General features: G+C 57.7%; 19 protein-coding genes. 6 read left to right on the top strand and 13 right to left on the bottom strand.

Features of this window, described 5'->3' with window-relative positions; genetic code table 11:
- Positions 1-21 precede the first annotated feature (21 nt).
- A complete protein-coding gene (locus R3F64_RS18220; protein WP_085920235.1) occupies positions 22-513 on the bottom strand; it encodes an RNA pyrophosphohydrolase in 492 nt (163 codons plus the stop codon).
- Positions 514-700: 187 nt separating this feature from the next.
- Between R3F64_RS18220 and R3F64_RS18215 the strand changes: the two genes are divergently transcribed.
- Positions 701-1,357, top strand: coding sequence for an HAD family hydrolase (locus R3F64_RS18215; protein ID WP_199283553.1), 657 nt, complete (start codon positions 701-703; stop codon positions 1,355-1,357).
- A gap of 149 nt (positions 1,358-1,506) precedes the next feature.
- On the opposite strand, the gene R3F64_RS18210 is transcribed toward R3F64_RS18215, so the two are convergent.
- Positions 1,507-2,481: a malate dehydrogenase gene (locus tag R3F64_RS18210; RefSeq protein ID WP_085920233.1), complete on the bottom strand. Its 975-nt coding sequence runs from the start codon at positions 2,479-2,481 to the stop codon at positions 1,507-1,509.
- 240 nt (positions 2,482-2,721) lie between these two features.
- Here R3F64_RS18210 and R3F64_RS18205 point away from each other — a divergent pair, with 240 nt between their 5' ends.
- Together R3F64_RS18205 and R3F64_RS18200 are read left to right on the top strand one after the other, a co-directional pair.
- Positions 2,722-3,843: an efflux RND transporter periplasmic adaptor subunit gene (locus R3F64_RS18205; protein ID WP_309780995.1), complete on the top strand. Its 1,122-nt coding sequence runs from the start codon at positions 2,722-2,724 to the stop codon at positions 3,841-3,843.
- Positions 3,827-6,889 (top strand): efflux RND transporter permease subunit, encoded by a 3,063-nt coding sequence (locus R3F64_RS18200; protein ID WP_199283557.1) that lies wholly within the window; start codon positions 3,827-3,829, stop codon positions 6,887-6,889. The genes R3F64_RS18205 and R3F64_RS18200 overlap by 17 nt, the downstream gene beginning before the upstream one ends.
- Positions 6,890-7,067: 178 nt before the next feature.
- On the opposite strand, the gene rsd is transcribed toward R3F64_RS18200, so the two are convergent.
- The 5 genes from rsd to R3F64_RS18175 all read right to left on the bottom strand — a co-directional run bounded on the left by rsd (position 7,068) and on the right by R3F64_RS18175 (position 12,637).
- A complete protein-coding gene (gene rsd, locus R3F64_RS18195; protein ID WP_085920230.1) occupies positions 7,068-7,556 on the bottom strand; it encodes a sigma D regulator in 489 nt (162 codons plus the stop codon).
- A gap of 104 nt (positions 7,557-7,660) precedes the next feature.
- On the bottom strand, positions 7,661-8,179 hold the full coding sequence (locus R3F64_RS18190; RefSeq protein ID WP_085920253.1) for a disulfide bond formation protein B: 519 nt from the start codon (positions 8,177-8,179) through the stop codon (positions 7,661-7,663).
- Positions 8,179-9,816 (bottom strand): glutamate--cysteine ligase, encoded by a 1,638-nt coding sequence (gene gshA / locus R3F64_RS18185; RefSeq protein WP_264823359.1) that lies wholly within the window; start codon positions 9,814-9,816, stop codon positions 8,179-8,181. The genes R3F64_RS18190 and gshA overlap by 1 nt, the downstream gene beginning before the upstream one ends.
- Before the next feature lie 131 nt (positions 9,817-9,947).
- The gene (locus R3F64_RS18180; protein WP_264823360.1) at positions 9,948-12,290 is read right to left on the bottom strand and encodes a Tex family protein; all 2,343 of its coding nucleotides are present in this window, start codon (positions 12,288-12,290) and stop codon (positions 9,948-9,950) included.
- Between the two features lie 80 nt (positions 12,291-12,370).
- Positions 12,371-12,637 (bottom strand): DUF1127 domain-containing protein, encoded by a 267-nt coding sequence (locus R3F64_RS18175; RefSeq protein WP_199283560.1) that lies wholly within the window; start codon positions 12,635-12,637, stop codon positions 12,371-12,373.
- A gap of 134 nt (positions 12,638-12,771) precedes the next feature.
- On the opposite strand from R3F64_RS18175, the gene R3F64_RS18170 reads away from it, so the two are divergent.
- Positions 12,772-13,632 (top strand): LysR substrate-binding domain-containing protein, encoded by an 861-nt coding sequence (locus R3F64_RS18170; protein ID WP_332612955.1) that lies wholly within the window; start codon positions 12,772-12,774, stop codon positions 13,630-13,632.
- A 12-nt stretch (positions 13,633-13,644) separates the two neighbouring features.
- On the opposite strand, the gene msrB is transcribed toward R3F64_RS18170, so the two are convergent.
- The 5 genes from msrB to yrfG all read right to left on the bottom strand — a co-directional run bounded on the left by msrB (position 13,645) and on the right by yrfG (position 18,092).
- Positions 13,645-14,142: a peptide-methionine (R)-S-oxide reductase MsrB gene (msrB, locus tag R3F64_RS18165; protein WP_253021511.1), complete on the bottom strand. Its 498-nt coding sequence runs from the start codon at positions 14,140-14,142 to the stop codon at positions 13,645-13,647.
- A 119-nt stretch (positions 14,143-14,261) separates the two neighbouring features.
- Positions 14,262-15,818, bottom strand: a complete 1,557-nt coding sequence (locus R3F64_RS18160; RefSeq protein ID WP_066317899.1) for a phosphoenolpyruvate carboxykinase — start codon at positions 15,816-15,818, stop codon at positions 14,262-14,264.
- A gap of 289 nt (positions 15,819-16,107) precedes the next feature.
- Entirely contained in the window at positions 16,108-16,983 is an 876-nt protein-coding gene (hslO, locus tag R3F64_RS18155; protein WP_332612952.1) for an Hsp33 family molecular chaperone HslO, read from the bottom strand.
- A gap of 47 nt (positions 16,984-17,030) precedes the next feature.
- Complete coding sequence (gene hslR, locus R3F64_RS18150; protein WP_066317902.1) at positions 17,031-17,420, bottom strand: ribosome-associated heat shock protein Hsp15; 390 nt, start codon at positions 17,418-17,420, stop codon at positions 17,031-17,033.
- 18 nt (positions 17,421-17,438) lie between these two features.
- On the bottom strand, positions 17,439-18,092 hold the full coding sequence (yrfG, locus tag R3F64_RS18145) for a GMP/IMP nucleotidase (RefSeq protein ID WP_332612950.1): 654 nt from the start codon (positions 18,090-18,092) through the stop codon (positions 17,439-17,441).
- 72 nt (positions 18,093-18,164) lie between these two features.
- On the opposite strand from yrfG, the gene nudE reads away from it, so the two are divergent.
- Positions 18,165-18,779, top strand: a complete 615-nt coding sequence (nudE, locus tag R3F64_RS18140; RefSeq protein ID WP_332612948.1) for an ADP compounds hydrolase NudE — start codon at positions 18,165-18,167, stop codon at positions 18,777-18,779.
- A gap of 40 nt (positions 18,780-18,819) precedes the next feature.
- Here the strand turns inward: nudE and R3F64_RS18135 are convergent, their stop codons facing one another.
- On the bottom strand, positions 18,820-19,878 hold the full coding sequence (locus R3F64_RS18135) for an oxidoreductase (protein ID WP_332612946.1): 1,059 nt from the start codon (positions 19,876-19,878) through the stop codon (positions 18,820-18,822).
- Between the two features lie 123 nt (positions 19,879-20,001).
- Here R3F64_RS18135 and R3F64_RS18130 point away from each other — a divergent pair, with 123 nt between their 5' ends.
- Positions 20,002-20,781 carry a CLCA_X family protein gene (locus R3F64_RS18130; RefSeq protein WP_332612943.1) on the top strand — a complete coding sequence of 260 codons (780 nt, stop codon included), beginning with the start codon at positions 20,002-20,004 and terminating at the stop codon, positions 20,779-20,781.
- The last annotated feature ends 14 nt before the right edge of the window (positions 20,782-20,795 follow it).

Raw genomic sequence — 20,795 nt, 5'->3', positions numbered from 1 at the left:
ACCCTATCGCAGGGCGGCAGTTTACTCATCAATTAATGCCAATCGTTGAACGCGGGGCGACAGCTCGCGGAGCGCACGGCGATACACTTCACGCTTGAACGGCACAACCTGACCAAGAGGGTACCAGTAGCTAACCCATCGCCACCCATCAAATTCGGGCTTGGGTGTCGCCGTCATGCAGATACGACTGTCCTCGCAGCGGATCTGGAGTAAAAACCACTTCTGCTTCTGGCCAATACAAACTGGCCGCGAATGTGTGCGAATCATGCGTCGTGGCAGACGGTAGCGCAGCCAGCCCCGGGTGCAGGCGACAATATCAACGTCATTGGCCGTCAGGCCAATTTCTTCGTGAAGCTCACGGAAAAGAGCTTCTTGCGGCGTCTCGCTTGATTTGATGCCTCCCTGGGGGAACTGCCACGCATTCTGTCCTACACGACGCGCCCATAGCAGCTGCCCCTGGCGGTTGGCGATAATAATGCCAACATTGGGGCGAAAGCCGTCAGCGTCGATCACGGACATCACCTTATAAATTTTCAGTTGTGACCATTTTTCCACAAGGACAACAAGCGTATCAATACAATATAGCGCCAAGTTACCAACGCAGCGCGGCGCGTCGGTGTCAAAGCATCGGTGACTCTGCGATAATCCGGCGCTTCACGTCTGGCTGCAAACGACCATCATCAAGCATAAGGGGAGCGCCGTGAGTCTGGCCATTTTCGACTTGGATAATACCTTGCTATCAATCGATAGCGATCATGCCTGGGGGGAGTTCCTGCTTGAGCAGGGGGCGGTAGATCCCGTTGCCTACCGGGAAGCCAATGACCGGTTTATGGCCGATTACCAAGCGGGCACGCTCGACATGGCCGACTTTCTGGCTGTCGCGCTAAAGCCGCTTGCCGACAACACGCCAGAGCAGCTTGCCGCTTGGCATCAGCAATTCATGGCCAGCAAGGTCGAGCCACATATCCTGCCGAAAGCTGAGGAATTGCTGGCCCGCCACCGCACCATGGGCGATACGCTACTGATTATTACCGCTACCAATCGCTTCATTACCGGGCCGATTGCCGAGCGCCTGGGCATTGAGCACCTGATTGCTGTTGAACCCGAATGCATCGACGGCCACTACACCGGCCGTGTGAAGGGTGTACCCAGCTACCGTGAAGGCAAGGTCATCCGCCTGGAACAATGGCTGGAAGAACAGCAAATGACCATGGACGACGCATGGTTCTACAGCGATTCCCACAATGACCTGCCGCTACTGGAGAAAGTCGAAAACCCGGTGGCCGTCGACCCTGACGATACCCTTCGCCAGATCGCCGAAGAGCGCCAATGGCGGATCATGAGTTTACGGGACTGATAACCAGCTGGAAGCTTGAAAAGCGCCGCTTTGTGCCTGAAAGAGAGCCAGGATAGCTCAAGATATCAACCAAAAAAGCCCCACAGGTCACAGCCTGCGGGGCTCTCTTACATCTTATTGCTTACTTCTAATTTCTTGCTTTTCTCCGCTCAGCCGAGCAGGTGCTCGACGGCCGCACGTTCTTCGCGCAGTTCTGTCTCGGTAGCCTTCATCTTCTCTTGGCTGAACTCGTCAATCTCGAAGCCTTGAACGATTTCATACTTGCCACCCTGGCAACGTACCGGGTAGGAGTAGATGATGCCTTCGTCGATGCCGTAGCTGCCGTCAGACGGAATCGCCATGCTGACGATGCCCTTGGAACCCAGCGCCCAATCGTGCATATGGTCGATGGCAGAAGAAGCAGCAGAGGCAGCAGAAGAGGCGCCACGTGCCTTGATGATCGCCGCACCGCGTTGCTGCACGGTGGGGATAAAGTCGTTTTCGTACCAGTCGCGCTCAACCAGATCGAACGCTGCCTTGCCGTCGACTTTGCACTGAGCCAGATCCGGGTACTGAGTCGCGCTGTGGTTGCCCCAGATGATCAAGTCTTCAACGTCAGTGACGTGCTTGCCGGTTTTCTGTGCCAGTTGCGTCAGGGCGCGGTTATGATCCAGACGCGTCATGGCCGTAAACTGACCCGCATCCAGGTCCGGCGCGTTGCAGGAAGCAATCAGCGCGTTTGTGTTGGCCGGATTACCGACAACCAGTACTTTCACGTCACGGCTGGCGTGGTCGTTAAGCGCCTTGCCTTGAACAGAGAAGATCGCTGCGTTGGCTTCCAGCAGGTCCTTACGTTCCATGCCAGGGCCACGCGGACGTGCACCCACCAACAGGGCGAAGTCAGCGTCTTTGAACGCGACATTCGGGTCGTCGGTGGCGACGACATCCTGAACGAGCGGGAAGGCGCAGTCGTTGACTTCCATCACCACGCCCGTCAGTGCATCCATTGCCGGGGGAATTTCCAGCAGCTGGAGAATGACAGGCTGATCCGGCCCCAGCATGTCGCCGGCGGCGATGCGGAAAATAAGAGAGTAGCTAATCTGACCGGCACCGCCGGTAATCGCAATACGTACTGGATCTTTCATCATTGCTCCTTGATGGGTTCGCCTAGGGATGGTTCTCGCCTGAGGGTGGGTCGACAGAACTCAAGACGCAAAGATGGTATGCCCAGTTAGGCAAAAACTCAATCAGACATGCGACTAGTACCCATTTGGCATGCTTGCTATCGACACAGCCGTTTGCGACTCGCCGAACAGGTTCAGTTGCGCTATGGTGTCAACGTTCAACAGTTGCTTTTCTCGTGTTGCCAAGGACATGGACGCCCCATGCGAAGAATCCCGTTCTCCTACGCACTCGCCAGCCTGCTCGTGCTGGCGCTGGTGATATGGCTCGCCTTGGGTAACTTCCAGGGCTTTCAAAGCACCCCCCCGGATGCCCCTGATCGCCAGACTGAAGGCCCGAGGGTCGAGGTAGTTGAGCAACAAAGCATCGTCTTTATCCCGCAGCAGGTTACCCAAGGCCAATTGACAGCTGAGCGCGAAACCACACTACGTGCCAATATAGCGGGCTTTGTGGCCGAGAAGCCGGTGACCCAGGGTAGCCGCGTTGAGTCGGGCGATACACTGTTAGTACTGGATAACGACGCATTGCCCGAGCAACTGCAACAGGCCCGGGACGAGCTGGCCGTCGCCGAGGCGGAATATGCTGGTGCCCGTAACCTGCGTGAGCGGGAACTGATCTCCCAGCCCGAACTATTACGCCTTGAGAGCGCGCTTAGCGCCAGCGCCGCCTCGGTGGCCCAGTTGCAGAAGCAGTTGGATGACAGCCGTCCCACCGCGCCTTTTGACGGCGTGCTTAACCGTGTACAGGTAGAGCTAGGTGATTTACTCCAGCCCGGCGAAGAGTGGGGCCAACTGGTTGATGATCGCCGCTTGAAAGGCGTTGCCTGGGTGTCACAGCAACAGGTGGGCGATTTGAGCGTGGGCCTGCCGGTCACCGCTCGACTGCTGAACGGCGACCACCTGGAGGGCGAGCTGACCTTTATCAGCCACCGTGCAGAAGAAGCCACACGCACTTTCTATGTCGAAGCCACGCTTGATAACCCAGCCGGTAAACGCCTTGCAGGCGGCAGCGCCGAGCTGACTATCACCCTGCCGCCTCGCCAGGTGCATACCCTATCCCCTGCGCTGCTCAGCCTGAATAGCGAAGGGCAACTGGCGGTCAAGCACCTGGATGACAACAACCAGGTGCAGCAGACCGCCGTGGAACTGGTCAGTGCCGATACCCAGCGCGCCTACGTGACCGGCCTGCCCGACCCGCTACGCTTGGTGACATTGGGCGCAGGTATGGCGGACGTTGGCGAAACGGTCACCCCGGTAATAATGGAAGAAGCCACGATTTCACAACCGTTAACTGGCCAGGATAGCGTTCATGCGCCAGTTGATTGATGCCGCGCTAGCCCACAGCCGTACAACACTACTGCTGTTAGTCAGTTTGCTACTGGCAGGTATGACGGCCTGGCAGGTGATCCCCAAGGAAGCCAACCCCGACGTCACCATTCCGATGATCTACGTCTCGCTGTCGCTGGAGGGCGTTAGCCCCGAGGACGGCGAGCGGCTGCTGATTCGCCCCATGGAGCAGGAACTGCGCGGTATTGAGGGGCTGCGTAAATTTACAGCCCAATCCAGCGAGGGGCATGGCTCGATCACGCTGGAATTCGACCCTGGCTTTGACCCTGACACTGCGCTGACAGATGTCCGCGACCGAGTGGATATTGCCCGTAGCGAACTACCTGACGAGGCCGATGAGCCTCGGGTCATGGAGGTCAATGTATCGGAGTTCCCGGTATTGACCATTGGTCTTTCTGGGCAGCTGGACACCCGCGAACGCATGACCGTAGCCCGGCGCCTACAGGAAGAGATCGAAGGCATTGCCGATGTGCTGGAAGTCGATATTGCCGGTGAGCGGGAAGACCTGCTGGAAATCGTCGTCGATCCACTGGTGCTGGAGAGCTACGGGGTTGATTTTGATACGCTGTTCAATCAGGTATCGCGCAATAATCGCCTGGTGGCAGCGGGCAGCCTGGATACCGGCGCGGGGCGCCTGGCGTTAAAAGTCCCCGGTATCATCGAGTCCCTTGACGATGTCATGAATATGCCGGTCAAGGTCGATGAGGACCGAGTGGTCACCTTTGGCGATGTGGCCTGGATCAACCCGACCTACAAAGACCCCGAAGGCTTTGCCCGAATTGACGGCCAACCTGCGGTCGTACTGGAAATTTCCAAACGTGCCGGGGCCAATATTATCGCTACCATTGGCGCTGTGCGTGAAAGGTTAGCCCAAGCCGATGACCTGCTCCCCGACCAGTTGCGCTTCACCACCATTCTGGATGAGTCGACCACCGTTGAGAATATGCTCTCAGAGCTCTTGAACAACGTGCTCACCGCCGTGGTGCTGGTACTGATTGTGGTGGTAGCAGCAATGGGGTGGCGTATGGCCTTGCTGGTCGGGCTTACCATACCCGGCGCTTTTTTGACCGGCATCCTGCTGGTTTGGGCATGCGGCTTTACGCTCAATATCGTGGTGCTGTTCGCGCTGATTCTGGTAGCCGGCATGCTGGTGGATGGGGCGATCGTTGTCAGCGAGCTTGCCGACCGCCACCTGCGCGATGGCCAAGCCCCTCACCAGGCATGGCTTAACGCCGCTTCGCGGATGAGCTGGCCGGTCATTGCCTCCACAGCCACCACGCTCGCGGTGTTTATTCCCCTGCTGTTCTGGCCCGGCGTGGTCGGCCAGTTCATGAAGTACCTGCCCGCCACGGTGATCTTGTGCCTTTTAGCGTCGCTGGCCATGGCGCTGGTATTCTTGCCGGCGCTAGGCCGTTTGTTTACACGTACCGCGGCAGCGTCGAATAGTGCGCCCCCTGAAGAGGCGACGACGTCCTTTGGTCGCGGCTATCGTCACCTGCTGGCCAGGCTGCTCAAGCATCCCGCTTGGGTGCTGTTGATCGCCCTGTTGTTAATGGCGCTGCTGTATACCGGCTATGCGCGCTTCAACCACGGCGTCGACTTCTTTCCCAATGTGGAGCCGGACAGCGCCCAGGTGCTGGTGCGTGCCCGGGGGGATTTCTCTGCGCAGGAGACCGACGCCATCGTGCAGCGGGTAGAAGCCAAGCTATCCGGCATGAGCGAAGTACGTGCGCTTTATGCGCGCTCCTTCGCAGTGCCCAACGAGCAGATGGGCAATGACGTCATCGGCATGCTGCAGTTCCAGTTTATCGACTGGCATGAGCGCCGCCCTGCCCAGGCCATTCTGGACGATATGGCCAAGCGCGCCGGGGATATCCCCGGCATTACGCTGGAGTTTCAGGAACAGGAAATGGGCCCAGGCGGCGGCAAACCCATTGTGCTCGAAGTGAGCGCCACGAATCCTGATGTTGCCGATGCCGGCGTTGACCAACTGACCCAGTTAATGCGCGAGCTGGGCGGCTTTACCGATATTCAGGATAACCGCAGCCTGCCCGGTGTGGAGTGGCGGGTGAACGTGGATCGGGAAGCTGCGGCGCGTATGGGCACGGACGTGACAACCATTGGGAGCGCGGTGCAGTTGCTCACCACCGGCCTTCAGGTAGCAAGCTATCGTCCGCCCGAGGTGAACGATGAAGTGGATATCCGCGTACGGCTACCGCAAAACTGGCGCTCGCTGAATCAGCTTGAGCGCTTGACCATCAATACTCAGCGGGGGCAGGTACCGATCTCGCATTTCGTGACCCTGGAACCGGCCCCTAAAGTCGGCACGCTGAACCGCATTGATGGCCGCCGGGCAATCACTATCGATGCCGACCTTGCCCCTGGCTATCTGGCTGACGAGCGTCTGAACGCCCTGTTAGAAGCCGGCAACGATAGTCTACCCGACGGTTTGATGGTGAATGTGGCCGGTGAGCAGGAGGATCAGCAGGAATCAATGCAGTTCCTGGCCAGCGCTTTCCTGATTGCTATCGGTTTGATGGCGCTGATTCTGGTGACCCAGTTCAATAGCTTTTATCAGGCGGGCCTGGTGCTTTCGGCCATTATGTTCTCCACCGCGGGTGTGTTGATGGGCTTGCTGATTACCGGCCAGGCTTTCGGCATTGTCATGGTGGGAATGGGGGTGATTGCCCTGGCGGGCATCGTGGTCAATAACAATATCGTTTTGATCGACACCTACAACGAACTACGCGACCAAGGCATGACGCCCGTCGAAGCTGCCCTGGAAGCAGGCTGCTTGCGCCTTCGCCCGGTGCTGTTAACGGCGATCACCACAGTACTCGGACTCATGCCGATGGTCCTCGGGATCAATGTGGACTTATTCACACCGGCGCTCGGCTTTAACGCCCCTTCCGCCCAATGGTGGACTCAGATGTCCAGCGCCATAGCCGGTGGGCTCACCTTTGCCACCGCTCTCACCTTGCTGCTGACGCCCTGCATGTTAGTGATTGGGGGGAGATGGCGCTAATGCCAAGCGCTCGACCAGGTATCTACGAGCGATCATTTTCAGCGGCAAGATCGCTGCTGAGCGCAATGAATTGCGCTCTTACAAAACCCAATCATACAGACAACCCTGAATGAGCCCGACTTGTCGGGCGATAAGGCCATCTAAAAGCGTTAAACGACGGCGGCACGATCAATGATCATCAGGCGGGGGCATTGGAGGTTTCAGGGCTGTGGGCGGCGTGCAGACGGGCAATCAGCTGGTCTTCCAGGGCAAAGCGTTCGGTCAACCCGCGCGCCAGGCGGTCAATCCATGCTGGCAGACGGGCGATGTTCTGCTCGCAACTGGAGGTGCAAGAAAAGTCGGTGTCAAACGACAACACCATTTCCGTCGACATATCCAACCGCTCAAGCAGTTTGTCTGCGATATCAAGCGCACTCTCATCGTTGAAAGCGCGCGCTTCTTCAGCCAACTGCGGGTAAATCTCGAAATGTCCCGCGCTGATGTAATCCATCAGCAATTCACTGAAATGATCAATGCGTGCCTTGCTGACACTTTCGAGTTCTGTGTCACAGGCCTCTTTCAGCTCGATAAAGCTGATCAGTAAATCGCGGCGCTGCTGCAGCCATCGATCAATCAGACTGTGCACGCCACCCCAGCGCTCCTGGGCATTTTTACAATCTTCGAGCATGGGGCTCTCCTTGCTTGTCGCCGCCGTTAACAAGGCTAGACTCGCTTTTCCACTCTGCGCTGTCAATCCTCATCAGGATGGTTTCCCTCGTACCATGATTAAGCCTACTGACTGAAGAGCATGGCACGCTGGCGTGCCAGTACAATCATACGCAACGGTATGAGCAACAGCACCGCAAAACCGATCAGTGTCCACGCCGGCAGCGATAGCCCCAATAAGCTAAAGTCGATATCGGCGCACTCGCCAGAGCCTGTCAGGACCATGGCGACCACCTCCTGCATAGGCAGAACATCGATCATGTAATCCAGGCCTGGACCGCAGGTAGGCACTTCATCAGCGGGCAGAGACTGAAGCCAGACATGGCGACCGGCAATGAAAGCCCCTGTCCCAGCGGTCAGCAAGCCGAAAACGCCGTAGACCACCTTGCCACCACGGCTCGCCGGATTGTGTATCGCGGCTATCAGCAACACCAAACCGGTTGCGATCACCGCAACGCGCTGAAAAACGCATAGCGGGCAGGGCTCAAAGCCACCGATATGCTCAAGCCCCAACGCCACCGCCATCATGACAATACAAAAAACGACGCCCAACAGCGCCGCTGAACGTATGGACGGCGTCTTCATCATTTCTTCTCCGCTGTCAGTGAAGATAGCGCGCGAGATTCCCGTGCATGGGCAAAATAGTCACGTAAAAAGTCATCGAAGCTCACTTTGTCATCGACTTCAATATCGTGCTGTTGCTGATGGGAGGTATCAATCAGCTGGGCCAAGAGCGCCTCGCGTGAGCGCAGCATGGGCTTGGCTTTTAACTCAGCAGCCTGGGCTTGGGCAAGACTTAATAAGGTATCACTGAGTGACCCATTACCGGCTTGCAATTGCGCAAGCAACTGCGCCGACGGCGTCAACGAAGGATCCTTGAGGCGCGGCGCCAACGCCTCTAATGACTTCGCATGCGGTGTGCCCTCCTCAACCGCATCCAGCAGTCGTGCCACCTCTGCCATCTCGGCGAATATCTGCTCACCCCATGCGGCCACTGTGGTCGATTCACCATCACGCACCAGCGTCAATGCCGGGTCGCGCCCTCTTTCCACCACAAAACGGCGATTGTCATCGAGCCTGTCGCACTCTTCGTCCGAAATCCATGGGCTCTCGCTCAGCAGACACCAGATCAAGAAGGTATCGACAAAGCGCATTTGTGTTTCGTCAATGCCCAGTGGATCAAAGGGATTTAGATCCAGACAGCGTACTTCGATGTACTCGACACCACGAGCTTCAAGCGCCTGGCTGGGCGTTTCATTATGCTTGGCGACCCGCTTGGGGCGAATATCGCTGTAGTACTCGTTTTCGATCTGCAGAATATTGGCATTGAGCTGTTGCCACTCGTCGCCCACCTTTACCCCCATTTCTTGATAGTCCGGCCAGGGCGAGGAAATCGCGTGCCGCAGGGTATTGACGTAATTGGAAAGCGAGTTGAAGCAGATTTTCAACTGCGACTGCACCTTGTTCTGGTAACCCAGGTCCGACATGCGCAGCGTGGTCGCGTAAGGGGCATAGTAGGTATCGTCGCTCAGTGGTTTAAGCTTGTCTGGCACCTTGCCGTCGGGCAGGAAGCTCTTGTCCACGGCAGGCGAAGCGCCGAATAGATACAACAGCAGCCAGCTATGGCGTCGGAAATGCCGGATCATGCTGAAATAGCGGGTTGAGCGATAATCGTTGAAGGGCACATTGGTCGCCTGTTCCTGCTCACGCAGCGCCTGCCACATATCGTCGGGCAGCGACATGTTGTAATGCACCCCGGCGATAGCCTGCATGATCCGCCCATAGCGAACGTCAAGACCTTTGCGATATACGTGTTTCATGGTACCGACATTTGAGTGGCCGTAATCGGCGATCGGTACACTGTCATTACCCGACAGACGCGATGGCATACTGCCTGGCCATATCCACTCATCCGACAGATGCTGATAGGTGAAGGTATGCAGGTCAGAAAGGAACGCCAATGCTTCGCCTGGCTCTGAATACACCGGCGTGATGTACTCGATCAACGACTCCGAATAGTCGGTGGTGATATGCGGATGGGTCAGTTTCGAGCCCAATGCATAAGGGTGCGACGTTTGCGCAATATGCCCCTGCGCATCGACCCGCAGCCCTTCTTTTTCGAGTCCGCGGCGAAGACGACCGAGGCGACCCAACCGGGCGCTGGGTAGCAAGCGGTCAATCGTGGCCGTTAGTGAAGATGGCACAGTGAGTGGTTCAGGCAAGGTGAACACTCCTTGTCAGTAAGCCCGCGCACGCGCGGGCCTTGGTGGAATCAGGTGGCATTGCCAGCGTCTACCCATCGAGAATAAACAGCAGGATATGGCGGCAGCCGTTCAACTTTCAAGACGCGCGACTATTTGTCCTGTTTGGCTTTAAGCAATGCAGCGCCCAACGCGCCCACCGCTGCGGGCGTTTCGTTAGCCTTTTTTGCCTGCCGCTGGCTGCGCGATGGCTTGCGCGGCTCACTGTCCGCGGAGGGGCGAGCCCCACTTGGTTCGCGTTCCGGCTCATCTTCCAAACGCATGGAAAGGCCTACCCGCTTGCGCGGAATATCCACGCTCATGACCTTGACCGTGACAATATCGCCCGCCTTGACCACACTGCGGGGATCGTCGATAAAGCGGTGAGAGAGCGCCGAGATATGGACCAGTCCGTCCTGATGAACGCCGATATCCACAAAGGCACCGAAATGGGTCACGTTAGTGACCGTGCCTTCCAGCACCATTCCCTGCGTCAGGTCATTGAGGGTTTCGACGCCTTCACGGAACTCGGCAGCCTTGAATTCAGGCCTTGGGTCGCGGCCAGGTTTATCCAGCTCAGCCAGGATGTCGCTTACCGTGGGCACGCCAAAGCGTTCGTCGGCAAAATCGGCAGGGTTTAATGATTTGAGCGTGGCGCTATCGCCAATCAACCCTCTGACATCCCGGCCGCTTTGCTTCGCCATGCGTTCCACCACGGGATAGGCTTCTGGGTGAACCGCACTGGCATCCAGCGGGTTGTCGGCGTTACTGATGCGCAAGAAGCCAGCGCATTGCTCAAACGTCTTGGGGCCAAGACGGCTGACCTCGAGAAGCGACTGGCGGCTTTTGAAGGCACCCTGAGCATTGCGCTGGGCAACCACATTCTCGGCGATGGCGGCGCTCAACCCAGCCACCCGAGACAGCAGCGCACTCGATGCGGTATTCAAATCCACGCCCACCGCGTTGACACAGTCTTCAATGACCGCCTCAAGGCTACGGGACAACTGAATTTGCGAGACATCGTGCTGGTACTGCCCAACCCCAATCGACTTGGGCTCGATCTTGACCAGCTCGGCCAGCGGGTCCTGCAAACGGCGGGCGATCGACACCGCGCCGCGCACTGTCACGTCCAGGTCCGGGAGCTCTCTGGAAGCGTATTCCGACGCGGAGTAAACCGAGGCCCCAGCCTCGCTGACCATGACCTTGCTGAGCCGATGGTCAGGCGCAAGCGCCTTGAGCAACTCCCCTGCCAGCTTGTCGGTTTCACGGCTGGCGGTGCCGTTACCCACGGCAATCAATTGAACGCCGTGCTGCTTGACCAGCTTCGCGAGCACGCCAAGCGCATCATCCCAGCGTTTCTGCGGTGCATGGGGGTAAATCGTTGCCTGGTCGACAAACTGACCGGTGGCATCGACGACAGCCACTTTGCAGCCGGTTCTCAGGCCCGGGTCAATCGCCAGGGTGACTTTCGGCCCCGCCGGTGCGGCCAACAACAGGTCCTTGAGGTTGGCCGCAAAGACGTCAATCGCGGTTTGTTCCGCCGTCTCGCGCAGGCGACCCAACAGTTCGGTTTCCAACGCCGTGTAGAGTTTGACGCGCCACGTCCAGCGCACAACTTCCACCAACCATTTATCGGCGGCACGGCCCTGGTCGGTGATGCCCACGTGTTTGGCAATCGCCACCTGGGCAGGGTGAATAGGCGCTTCGTCTTCGCCCGGCAGACGAATGGCAAGGCTCAACACGCCCTCGTTACGACCACGGAACATGGCAAGCGCACGGTGCGATGGCACCTTGGCAAGTTTTTCGTCATGCTCGAAATAATCGGCGAACTTGGCACCCTCCTGCTGCTTACCGTCCAGCACGCGGGCGCTTAATTCTCCTTCCTGCCAGAGCCGCTCGCGAAGCTGGCCGATCAGATCGGGGTCTTCGGCAAAGCGCTCCATCAGAATCTGCTTGGCCCCATCGAGTGCTGCCTTGGCGTCTTCAATTGCCGGAATATCGCCCTCTGCAGGCCGCAGATAGCGGTCCGCCTCGCTTTCAGGATCAAGCGATGGATCGCCAAGCAACGCATCCGCCAGCGGTTCCAAGCCTGCCTCACGGGCGATTTGCGCCTTGGTGCGGCGCTTTTTCTTGAAGGGCAGGTATAAATCTTCCAGACGCTGCTTGGTCTGCGCAGTATCAATCGCTGCTTTTAACGTCGCGTCCAGCTTACCTTGTTCCTCAATGGCGGCCAGAATCGCAGTGCGACGTTCTTCCAGTTCCCGCAGATAGCGTAAGCGTTCATCCAACTGGCGTAATTGACTGTCGTCCAGCGCGCCGGTGACTTCCTTACGATAGCGGGCGATAAACGGCACGGTAGCGCCACCATCAATAAGCTCTACCGTGGCCGTCACTTGTTCGGGGCGAACGCTCAGCTCGTCAGCCAAGCGGGCAATAATTCGCTGATTAACATCCATAAATGACAACTAACTCATGCGGCACTTTTTAGTGCCCACAAGGTATCACAATCCCGCTCTGACTGGCATGAATTGAGACATCAGCGACGCCATCCCCGATCATCCCAGAACGGGCGACGGGATTCGCGCAGAACAGCCTCACGACTCATACCGATATCTTTCAACATGTCGTCACTTAAGTAACGCAATGTATTGCGCTCGTGACGTAGCTGTCGCCAGCGATATAGCCTTTCCCGCCAGGTTACCCTGCAAGGCTTGCCTTCGATCTGCTGGTGCTGTTCGATCTGCTGAGATTCGTCGTTCTGATGGCGCTGTCCGGCTTGGTGGCATGATAGCGAGCATTCCATTTCAATCTCTCCTCTCCGGTTAGATCACCCATACGCTCGGCAGGGCAATTTAAGTGTTGAAAGAAGTATTGAACGGCGCCTACAATCAATCCAACGAATAGTGCTTATGCACAACATCAAGAAGATTGATACCAATGGCAACACTACCCACCATCGATCACGAGCTGCTGCGCACCTTTGTTGCCATTGTGGATCAAGGGGGCTTTACCCGCGCCGCAGCGGCCGTCAACCGCACGCAATCGGCCGTGAGCATGCAAATCAAACGGCTGGAGGAAGACGTGATTCAGCGCCCGCTGTTTGTGCGCCAGAACCGCCAGCTACTGCTGACCAGCGAGGGCAACACCCTGCTCGGCTATGCACGGAAGATTTTATCGCTGCAGGGCGAGGCGCTGACACTGCTTCGCCAACCCGATATGGTGGGCCGCGTCAGGCTGGGCGTGCCCGATGACTATGTGATGCGCTTTCTACCGGGCATTCTCAGGACGTTTTCCCAGGCATGGCCGTTGGTGGATGTGGACGTACACTGTGCGCCCTCCTCCGTACTTTCCCAGCAGCCGCAGGGGAGCCTGGACCTGATCATCATGACCCGGGAAATAGGCGACGAGATTGGCACAATACTAAGACGAGAGCCGACCGTCTGGGTCGCGGCCGAAAGTCACAGCACCCATTTACAGACACCGGTACCGCTTGCGCTCTTTGAAGCGCCCTGCTTTTGTCGCCGACATGCCTGCAATGCGCTGGACCGTGCAGGCCGTGCCTATCGCGTCGCTTACAGCAGCCCGAGCCTGGCGACACTGCAGGCAGTTGTGGGAGCAGGGCTGGCAGTCTCTGCCTGGATGCGCAGCCTGGTAACCGCCGAGATGCAGATACTGGGTAAAGAGGACGGATTTCCCGAATTGCCGGAAGCCTCCATCGTGTTGTTGCACACCTCATCCACCCAATCGCCGATTATCGATAGCCTGGCCGAGCATATTGGTGAAGGCTTCAGGCTTTAGAGGCTGCCAGCGTTACGCGGCCACGAACCGTAACGCCACGCCGTTATTGCACCAGCGTAGCCCCGTCGGGTCGGGGCCATCCTCGAACACGTGACCTTGGTGGCCACCGCAGCGGGCACAGTGGTATTCGGTACGCGGCCATACCATTTTGAAATCAAGTTCAGTCAGCAGATGGCCCTCAACATGCTCGAAGAAACTCGGCCAGCCGGTGCCGGAATCGAATTTCATGGCGCTGGTAAAAAGCAATAGATCACAGCCCGCACAGCGATACTCGCCTTCCCGCCACTCATCGTCCAGCGGGCTTGAGAAGGCGGGTTCAGTGCCATGATCGCGCAGTACGTCAAAGGCTTTATCGGAAAGCCGTTCACGCCACTCCGCTTCGCTGAGTTCAAGCGGTTCGATATCCGGCGCCGCTTCGAGATCGAGCCTTGGAAAGCCAAACGATACACCGGGGATGACCCCGGCCAGCCCCGTGAAACCGGCAAGGCCTAAAAAGTGACGACGTTTCATGCGTCTGCTCCTGTAGCGATCAAAGACCGGCGAACCCAAAAAGGGTAACGCCGTGGCGCTACCCCTTCAGACACTTTAGTGGTGCTTGCGTTCTAAACCTTACAGGCTAGGCCTCAAGATCAAGTCAACTGCGGACCTGCATTCACAATCGCCTGGTTAACGCCTTCAAATTTCTTGAAGTTATCGACAAACTTGGTAACCAACTCTTGCAGGTGACGGTCATAAGCCGTGCGGTCTTCCCAGGTATCGCGCGGATCAAGCAGGCTTGAATCCACGCCCGGCACCGCGACGGGGACGTCCAGGTTCAACCCATCGATGTGCTTGGTTTGTACATCGCGCAGCACACCGGACTGGATGGCGCTGATAATGGCGCGAGTGGTTGGAATTGAAAAGCGTGCACCGCCCTCACCAAAGGCACCGCCCGTCCAGCCAGTATTCACCAGGTACACCTGGGCGCCTTGCTTATCTACACGCTTGATCAGCAGGTCGGCGTATTCCCGCGCGGGACGCGGGAAAAAGGGAGCGCCGAAACAGGTAGAAAACGTCGCCGCCAGCCCTTCAGAAGAACCCATTTCCGTCGAGCCCACCTTGGCGGTGTAGCCCGACAGGAAGTGATACGCCGCCGCTTCCTTGGAAAGTACCGATACCGGCGGCAGCACGCCGGACATGTCGCAGGTCAAGAACACAATGGCGTTGGGTTCACCCGCAAGGTTTTCCGGCACGCGCTTTTCAACGTGCTCCAGCGGGTAGGCGGCACGCGAGTTCTGGGTCAGGCTATCGTCGATGTAATCCGGCTCGCGACGGTCGTCCAGCACTACGTTTTCCAGCACGGTGCCGAACTTGATGGCGTTCCAGATCACCGGCTCGTTCTTTTCGGACAGGTCGATGCACTTCGCGTAGCAGCCGCCTTCCATGTTGAACACGATGCCGTCGCCCCAGGCATGCTCGTCGTCACCGATCAGGTAGCGCGCCGGATCGGCGGAAAGGGTGGTTTTGCCGGTACCGGAAAGGCCGAAGAACAGGCAGGTTTCGCCATCTTCACCCACGTTGGCTGAGCAGTGCATGGGCAGCACATCGGCGTCAGGCAGCAGGAAGTTTTGCACCGAGAACATGGCTTTCTTCATTTCACCGGCGTAGCGCATACCGGCGATAAGCACCTTCTTCTCGGCGAAGTTAATGATTACACACCCTTCGGAGGACGTGCCGTCGCGGCTGGGGTCACAGGCAAAATCGGCGGCGTTGAGAATGGTCCACTCATCTTTGACGGCCGGGTTAAACACCTGAGGCCGCACAAACATGGTACGCCCGAATAGATTTTGCCAGGCGGTTTCCGTTTGAACCCGCACCGGCAGGTAATGAACGTCGTCGCTGCCTACGTGCAACTCGGAAACGAAATGCTCGCGCGCACCCAGATAATCTTCAACCCGCGACCAGAGCGCCGAGAACTTGTCCGCATCAAAAGGCCGGTTGACGCTGCCCCAGTCAATACTGTCGCGAGTAGAGGGTTCATCAACGATAAAGCGGTCTTTCGGTGAACGCCCGGTGCGAATGCCCGTGTTCACTACCAGAGCACCGTTTGCCGACAGGCGGCCTTCGCCACGCGCCACGGCGCGCTCGATCAATTCGGCGCTACAGAGGTTAACGTGGGCTTGATGAGCGGCTTGAGTCGTGGTCATGTCGATTCCTGGATTTTCTCGATTACCGGGCGCCACCGACGCCTTAAAGTTCATCCCGGCACGTGGCTGGGCGCTTAAGTCCGGCGCATTATGGCAAAAAGAAAGCCCCCGGAAAACGGGGGCTGGAAGCAAATATGTTGTAGTTAAACTACAACATTGACACTATATTTTGTGTTGCGGCGCAGTATTTTTTCAAACAACTGTTTGGCCAATGTGCTCAAGTGACTGGTATGGCTCGCGCCCGTCAGTGGCGTTTTAAACATGGGTCTTTACCGACATGACTACAAAATCAATGGATCGTGGGTGACGGCGCGTCAGGGTTGTCCAATAAACTTTCAATATCCGCGGCCGTGTAGTGATATTTCGTGTGGCAAAAGTGGCACTGGGTATTGATTTCACCCTGTTCGCGCAAAATATCCCGCAGCTCGGCACCACCCAGTGTCAACAATCCGCTACTCATACGCTCGCGAGAGCAGGTACAGCCAAAGCGCAGCGCTTTCGGCTCGAAGACGCGCACTGTCTCCTCATGATAGAGCCGGTACAGCACTTCACGCTGCTCAAGACCCAGCAGCTCTTCGGGTTTGATGGTATCGGCCAGATGCACGCTGCGCTCCCAGGCGTCCACGTCCTGGTTCTGGGAGGCGTCCGGCAGGCGCTGCAGCAGCAAGCCCCCTGCCCGCTCCCCGTCCGCGGCCAGCCATAGCCGTGTGGGCAGTTGCTCCGACTGGCTGAAATAGGCCTCCAGACAGCCACTCAAGGTATCGTGATCAAGTGCAACCACCCCCTGATAGCGATTGCCGCCGCGGGGGTCGAGGGTAATCACGATCTGCCCGTCACCGACCAGGTCACGAAAGCTGGCGTGCTCACTGGGTAAAGCGCCGCCATCGGCAATCCGGGCAATGGCCCGCAACTCGCCACCCGGGTTGGATTCCGCCATCAACAGCGACAGTTCGCCCTGGCCACGAACTTCTATGCTGAGGGTCCCGTCCAGCTTTACGGTATCCGTCAGCAATGCAACGGCGGCCAATAATTCGCCCAGCAGCTGGTTGACTGCAGGTGGGTAGGCATGACGGTCAAGCACTTCATGGTAGGCGCTGGATAGCGTCACGATTTCGCCGCGCACATTGGTTTGGTCAAACAGGAAACGTTGGATTTGGTCAGACATAAGACAACCGTTGGGGGAAATAAAAAAGGAACCGACGAGCGGGGAGCTCACCCCCCTTGCTCGCGTTGGAAACGCTGGATATCGCGGCGTTGTTTTTTGTCAGGCCGCTTGATCGGATGCTGCATGACTTCATTGTTCAACCGCCGTGCCTCGGCCTCACGGGCGCGGCGCTCAACGCTTTCCTGGGTTTCGGCGTACAGTTTGCGGGCTTCGGGAGCACCCTTCCGCTGATCTGACAGCGCGGTCACTTCCACCTCGTACACGTCCCAGCCCTGGGGCACCTTGATCAGTGCACCCAACTCAACGTTTTTGCTGGTTTTGGCGCGGGTGCCGTCGTATTGCACCTTGCCACCTTCGATGGCCTTCTTGGCCAGCGCGCGGGTTTTAAAGAACCGCGCGGCCCACAGCCATTTATCCAAGCGAACGCTATCGCTCATTAACGCTCTCCTCGCTGCTCAAGCATGCGGCAGCAGTTGGGCAAATCGGTCCAGGGCGACAAATTCCTCAAGCGCCTTTTCAGGCCGCTGGCTATCGGGCTGCTTGATACCCATCAGATAGCGGATACCAAAGGTCCGGGCGCTGGCAAGCACGTGAGGGTTGTCGTCGATAAATAATGTTCGCGCGGGATCGAACGGTTCGAGCGCCTGCAGCGCTGACCAGAAGGCCTGCTCTTCTTTTGCCGCACCGACGTCTTCTGATGAGATGATGGCGTCCAGGTAGTTTTCCAACCCCGTGAGCGGCAGCTTGAGAGCCAGGCTGGCCCGATCGGCGTTGGTTGCCAGTATGACGCGGGGATGGGCTTGCTTCAGCCAGGTCAGAAAATCCAGGGCGTCGCCGCGCAGACCGATCAAGTGCTGCACTTCTCGCTTGAGGGCGACGATATCGACGCCAAGTTCGCGGCTCCAATAGGCCAGGCTGTACCAGTTGAGCGTGCCCTGCTCGCCGATGATACGGGCGCGCAGAGTGTCTTGGGTTGCCTCGTCCAACTGGTGAAGTTCAACGTAGCGGCGTGGCAGATGTTCCAGCCAGAAATGGCTGTCGAAGTGCAAATCCAGCAGCGTGCCGTCCATGTCCAACAGCACGGTATCAATTTCACTCCACTCGATCATTGCCACTCCCATCGTGAAAGTTATAAGCGTGCTATTGTAGCCTAACTACCGTTTACCAGCCATGGAGGCCCGATGTCCCAATACGACTCAACCGCCGATCATACCTCGCCCGGCTACCTGAAAAGACCGCAAATCATAGCGCGCAATACCGTCGCACAAAGTCGCTTGTTTCAGGTTGAAGCGCTTGACTTGCGCTTCTCAAACGGCGAGGAGCGTCAGTTTGAGCGCTTGACCGGCGCCGACAGAGGCGCGGTGATGATCGTCGCCATGCCCGACCCGGAACACGTATTGTTGATCCGTGAATACGCGGCGGGCTTCGAGGATTACGTACTGACGCTGCCCAAAGGCCTGGTTGACCCCGGTGAAGATATCGTCACCGCGGCCAACCGGGAGTTAATGGAGGAATGCGGTTTCGGTGCGAATCACCTTGAGCCACTCGCCGAGCTTTCCCTGGCACCCAACTATATGCGCCACCGGATGCAGGTACTGCTGGCGACTGACCTTTATCCCAAGCGCCTGCCCGGCGACGAGCCCGAGCCATTAATCGTTGAGACCCATGCCCTGGAGGAGCTTCCCGCCTTGTTAATGCGTGAGGATTTTCATGAAGCACGGGCAATCGCTGCGCTGTACATTGCCCGCGATAAACTGCGTGAAGATAAACGCAATAGCACGACGAATCTGCTTTAACACAGGACGACCCGCCGGCCGTCCCAGTCTTGCACCGTGCTTAGAGATGATTTTTCAACGAAATCCAGCGCCGTTGGCGATGGCTATCAAGACCGGCTTCCAGAAGTGACATGCTGCGCAGCGCATCTTCAATACTCACCGGCAATGGCGCTTCATCGAGAAGCGCACTGGCAATGCCCTGATAATACGCCAGGTAATCGCCATGCTGGGTGGGGTATTCCTGGCGTACCAGTGGGGCACTTTCTCCCTCGCCTTCCCGCAGCGTCAGTGTGCCGTGCTGGGTATCTTCGCCCCACTGGGAGGCAGGCAATTCACCGGCTTTCAAGCGATCTTCCTGAGGGTCCAGGCCGTACTTGACGAAACTTCCCTGGGTACCGTGAATCCGAAAGCGTGGCGTGGGTTCAGCCACCAGAGTGCCCGCCGCAAGGGTGACGCGAACTCCCTCATAATCAAGCAGGGCAAGAAAGTCGTCATCGGCCTTGGCCCCCTCGCGCAACGCGCCCAGCTCCAGCAAAATGGCGTTGGGCATGCCAAACAGTTCACAGGCTTGATCCAGAAGGTGAGGCCCCAGGTCATACCAGATACCGCCGCCTAGCGTCGCCTTTTCCCGCCAGCGATCGCGCACTTCAGGCCGGAAACGGTCAAAGTGCGACTCAAACCCGGTCACACGCCCCAATGTCCCCGCCTGGAGCAACCCCTTGACGGTCAAGAAGTCACTATCCCAGCGACGGTTATGAAATACCGACACCATCCGCTCCTTGTCGGTCGCTAATGCTTTTAGCTGCTTGGCTTCAGAGAGCGTAACGGTAAAGGGTTTATCGACCACGACATGCTTGCCTGCCGTCAGGGCCGCCTTGGCAAGCGGAAAGTGGGTGTCATTGGGCGTGGGAATCACGATCAGGTCGATATCCTTGCGCTCGCATAACGCCACCGTTTTGCTTTCGACCTCGACATCGGGCAAGTCAGCACGCACTTTTGCCGCATCGCTCGAGGAGACAGCGACCAGATCCAGACCTTCGGTCGCCTGAATCAGGGGAGCATGAAATGTTTTGCTGGCAAAACCGTAGCCGACAAGGCCCACATTAATACTCGACTTCATTGCATTCCTTACTGGTCAATCCAAGCGTTTATCGATTGTGGCATGGGCACCCCGAGCAAACCAGATGCCAACGCGATATCATGAGGCTACGAGTTCTCTTGACCCACCTGAGCGAGCCATGCCTTGAGTATCAGTGCGCGGGAATTTTATCGCAACGGACCACGCCACCGCCAAGCGCACACGAGTAGCTTTGCGCTAATTCGTCGCCAGTTCGATTTTCGCTCCATCGAAATTGGCCGCTGGGTGACAAACACCGAGCGCGACCGCGCAGCGGAGCTGTTCCATGATGCACTATGCGATTTAATGTTGATCTTGCAGGGACCTGAAGCATTGATTTCGCTACGCGGCTCGCTCGCCTTACAGTACGGTAGCGGCGGAAGGCCGGGCGTCTCCGCCCACTACGACCCCAGCCAGCGCAGCTTTGCACTGGCCAAAAATGCGGGCCCCGGGAGCATCGCTCACGAGTGGTTTCATGCATTCGATCATTACATTGTCACCAAGTGCTTTCGCGGCACGCCCAGCGGCCAATTTGCCTCGACGGCCTGGCTTTCGGATGCCAAGCCTGTTCCCCACCCACTTAATGATCGGTTAATGCACTGCTTTCATGCCATTTTACTGCAGCCGGAAGGCGACCAGCCAAGCGAACTATTCAGGCACTCGGCCCGAATGGATAAACAACTTGGCCAGCTGTACTACAGCCGCCCCGAAGAACTCTGTGCCCGCGCCTTTGAAGCCTTTGTACAGGACGCCGCGATCACCAACCATTTCTTGGTAAAGGGCAGCAAGGCTTCGCCGGAAGCCGAAAAGGGGCTTTACCCTGAAGGCGAGCAGCGCGAACGAATCAATCGGCTATTTGGCGACTATTTCTCGACATTAGGCAAAGCGCTGCAACGAGAGCTCTAAACCTCTTGTCCATT

The organism is Halomonas sp. 5021 (genome assembly GCF_036663435.1).
Lineage (GTDB): Bacteria > Pseudomonadota > Gammaproteobacteria > Pseudomonadales > Halomonadaceae > Vreelandella > Vreelandella janggokensis.
Note: the sequence above shows the minus strand (reverse complement) of the source record. Positions and strands in the feature narration are given on the sequence as shown.

Coding starts and splice junctions, on each gene's coding strand:
- hslO (WP_332612952.1), bottom strand. CDS start 16,983: ATGTCTGACCAAATCCAACGTTTCCTGTTTGACCAAACCAATGTGCGC.
- hslR (WP_066317902.1), bottom strand. CDS start 17,420: ATGAGCGATAGCGTTCGCTTGGATAAATGGCTGTGGGCCGCGCGGTTC.
- R3F64_RS18175 (WP_199283560.1), bottom strand. CDS start 12,637: ATGGAATGCTCGCTATCATGCCACCAAGCCGGACAGCGCCATCAGAAC.
- nudE (WP_332612948.1), top strand. CDS start 18,165: ATGTCCCAATACGACTCAACCGCCGATCATACCTCGCCCGGCTACCTG.
- rsd (WP_085920230.1), bottom strand. CDS start 7,556: ATGCTCGAAGATTGTAAAAATGCCCAGGAGCGCTGGGGTGGCGTGCAC.
- R3F64_RS18210 (WP_085920233.1), bottom strand. CDS start 2,481: ATGAAAGATCCAGTACGTATTGCGATTACCGGCGGTGCCGGTCAGATT.
- R3F64_RS18190 (WP_085920253.1), bottom strand. CDS start 8,179: ATGAAGACGCCGTCCATACGTTCAGCGGCGCTGTTGGGCGTCGTTTTT.
- R3F64_RS18180 (WP_264823360.1), bottom strand. CDS start 12,290: ATGGATGTTAATCAGCGAATTATTGCCCGCTTGGCTGACGAGCTGAGC.
- R3F64_RS18200 (WP_199283557.1), top strand. CDS start 3,827: ATGCGCCAGTTGATTGATGCCGCGCTAGCCCACAGCCGTACAACACTA.
- R3F64_RS18170 (WP_332612955.1), top strand. CDS start 12,772: ATGGCAACACTACCCACCATCGATCACGAGCTGCTGCGCACCTTTGTT.
- R3F64_RS18205 (WP_309780995.1), top strand. CDS start 2,722: ATGCGAAGAATCCCGTTCTCCTACGCACTCGCCAGCCTGCTCGTGCTG.
- yrfG (WP_332612950.1), bottom strand. CDS start 18,092: ATGATCGAGTGGAGTGAAATTGATACCGTGCTGTTGGACATGGACGGC.
- msrB (WP_253021511.1), bottom strand. CDS start 14,142: ATGAAACGTCGTCACTTTTTAGGCCTTGCCGGTTTCACGGGGCTGGCC.
- R3F64_RS18135 (WP_332612946.1), bottom strand. CDS start 19,878: ATGAAGTCGAGTATTAATGTGGGCCTTGTCGGCTACGGTTTTGCCAGC.
- R3F64_RS18160 (WP_066317899.1), bottom strand. CDS start 15,818: ATGACCACGACTCAAGCCGCTCATCAAGCCCACGTTAACCTCTGTAGC.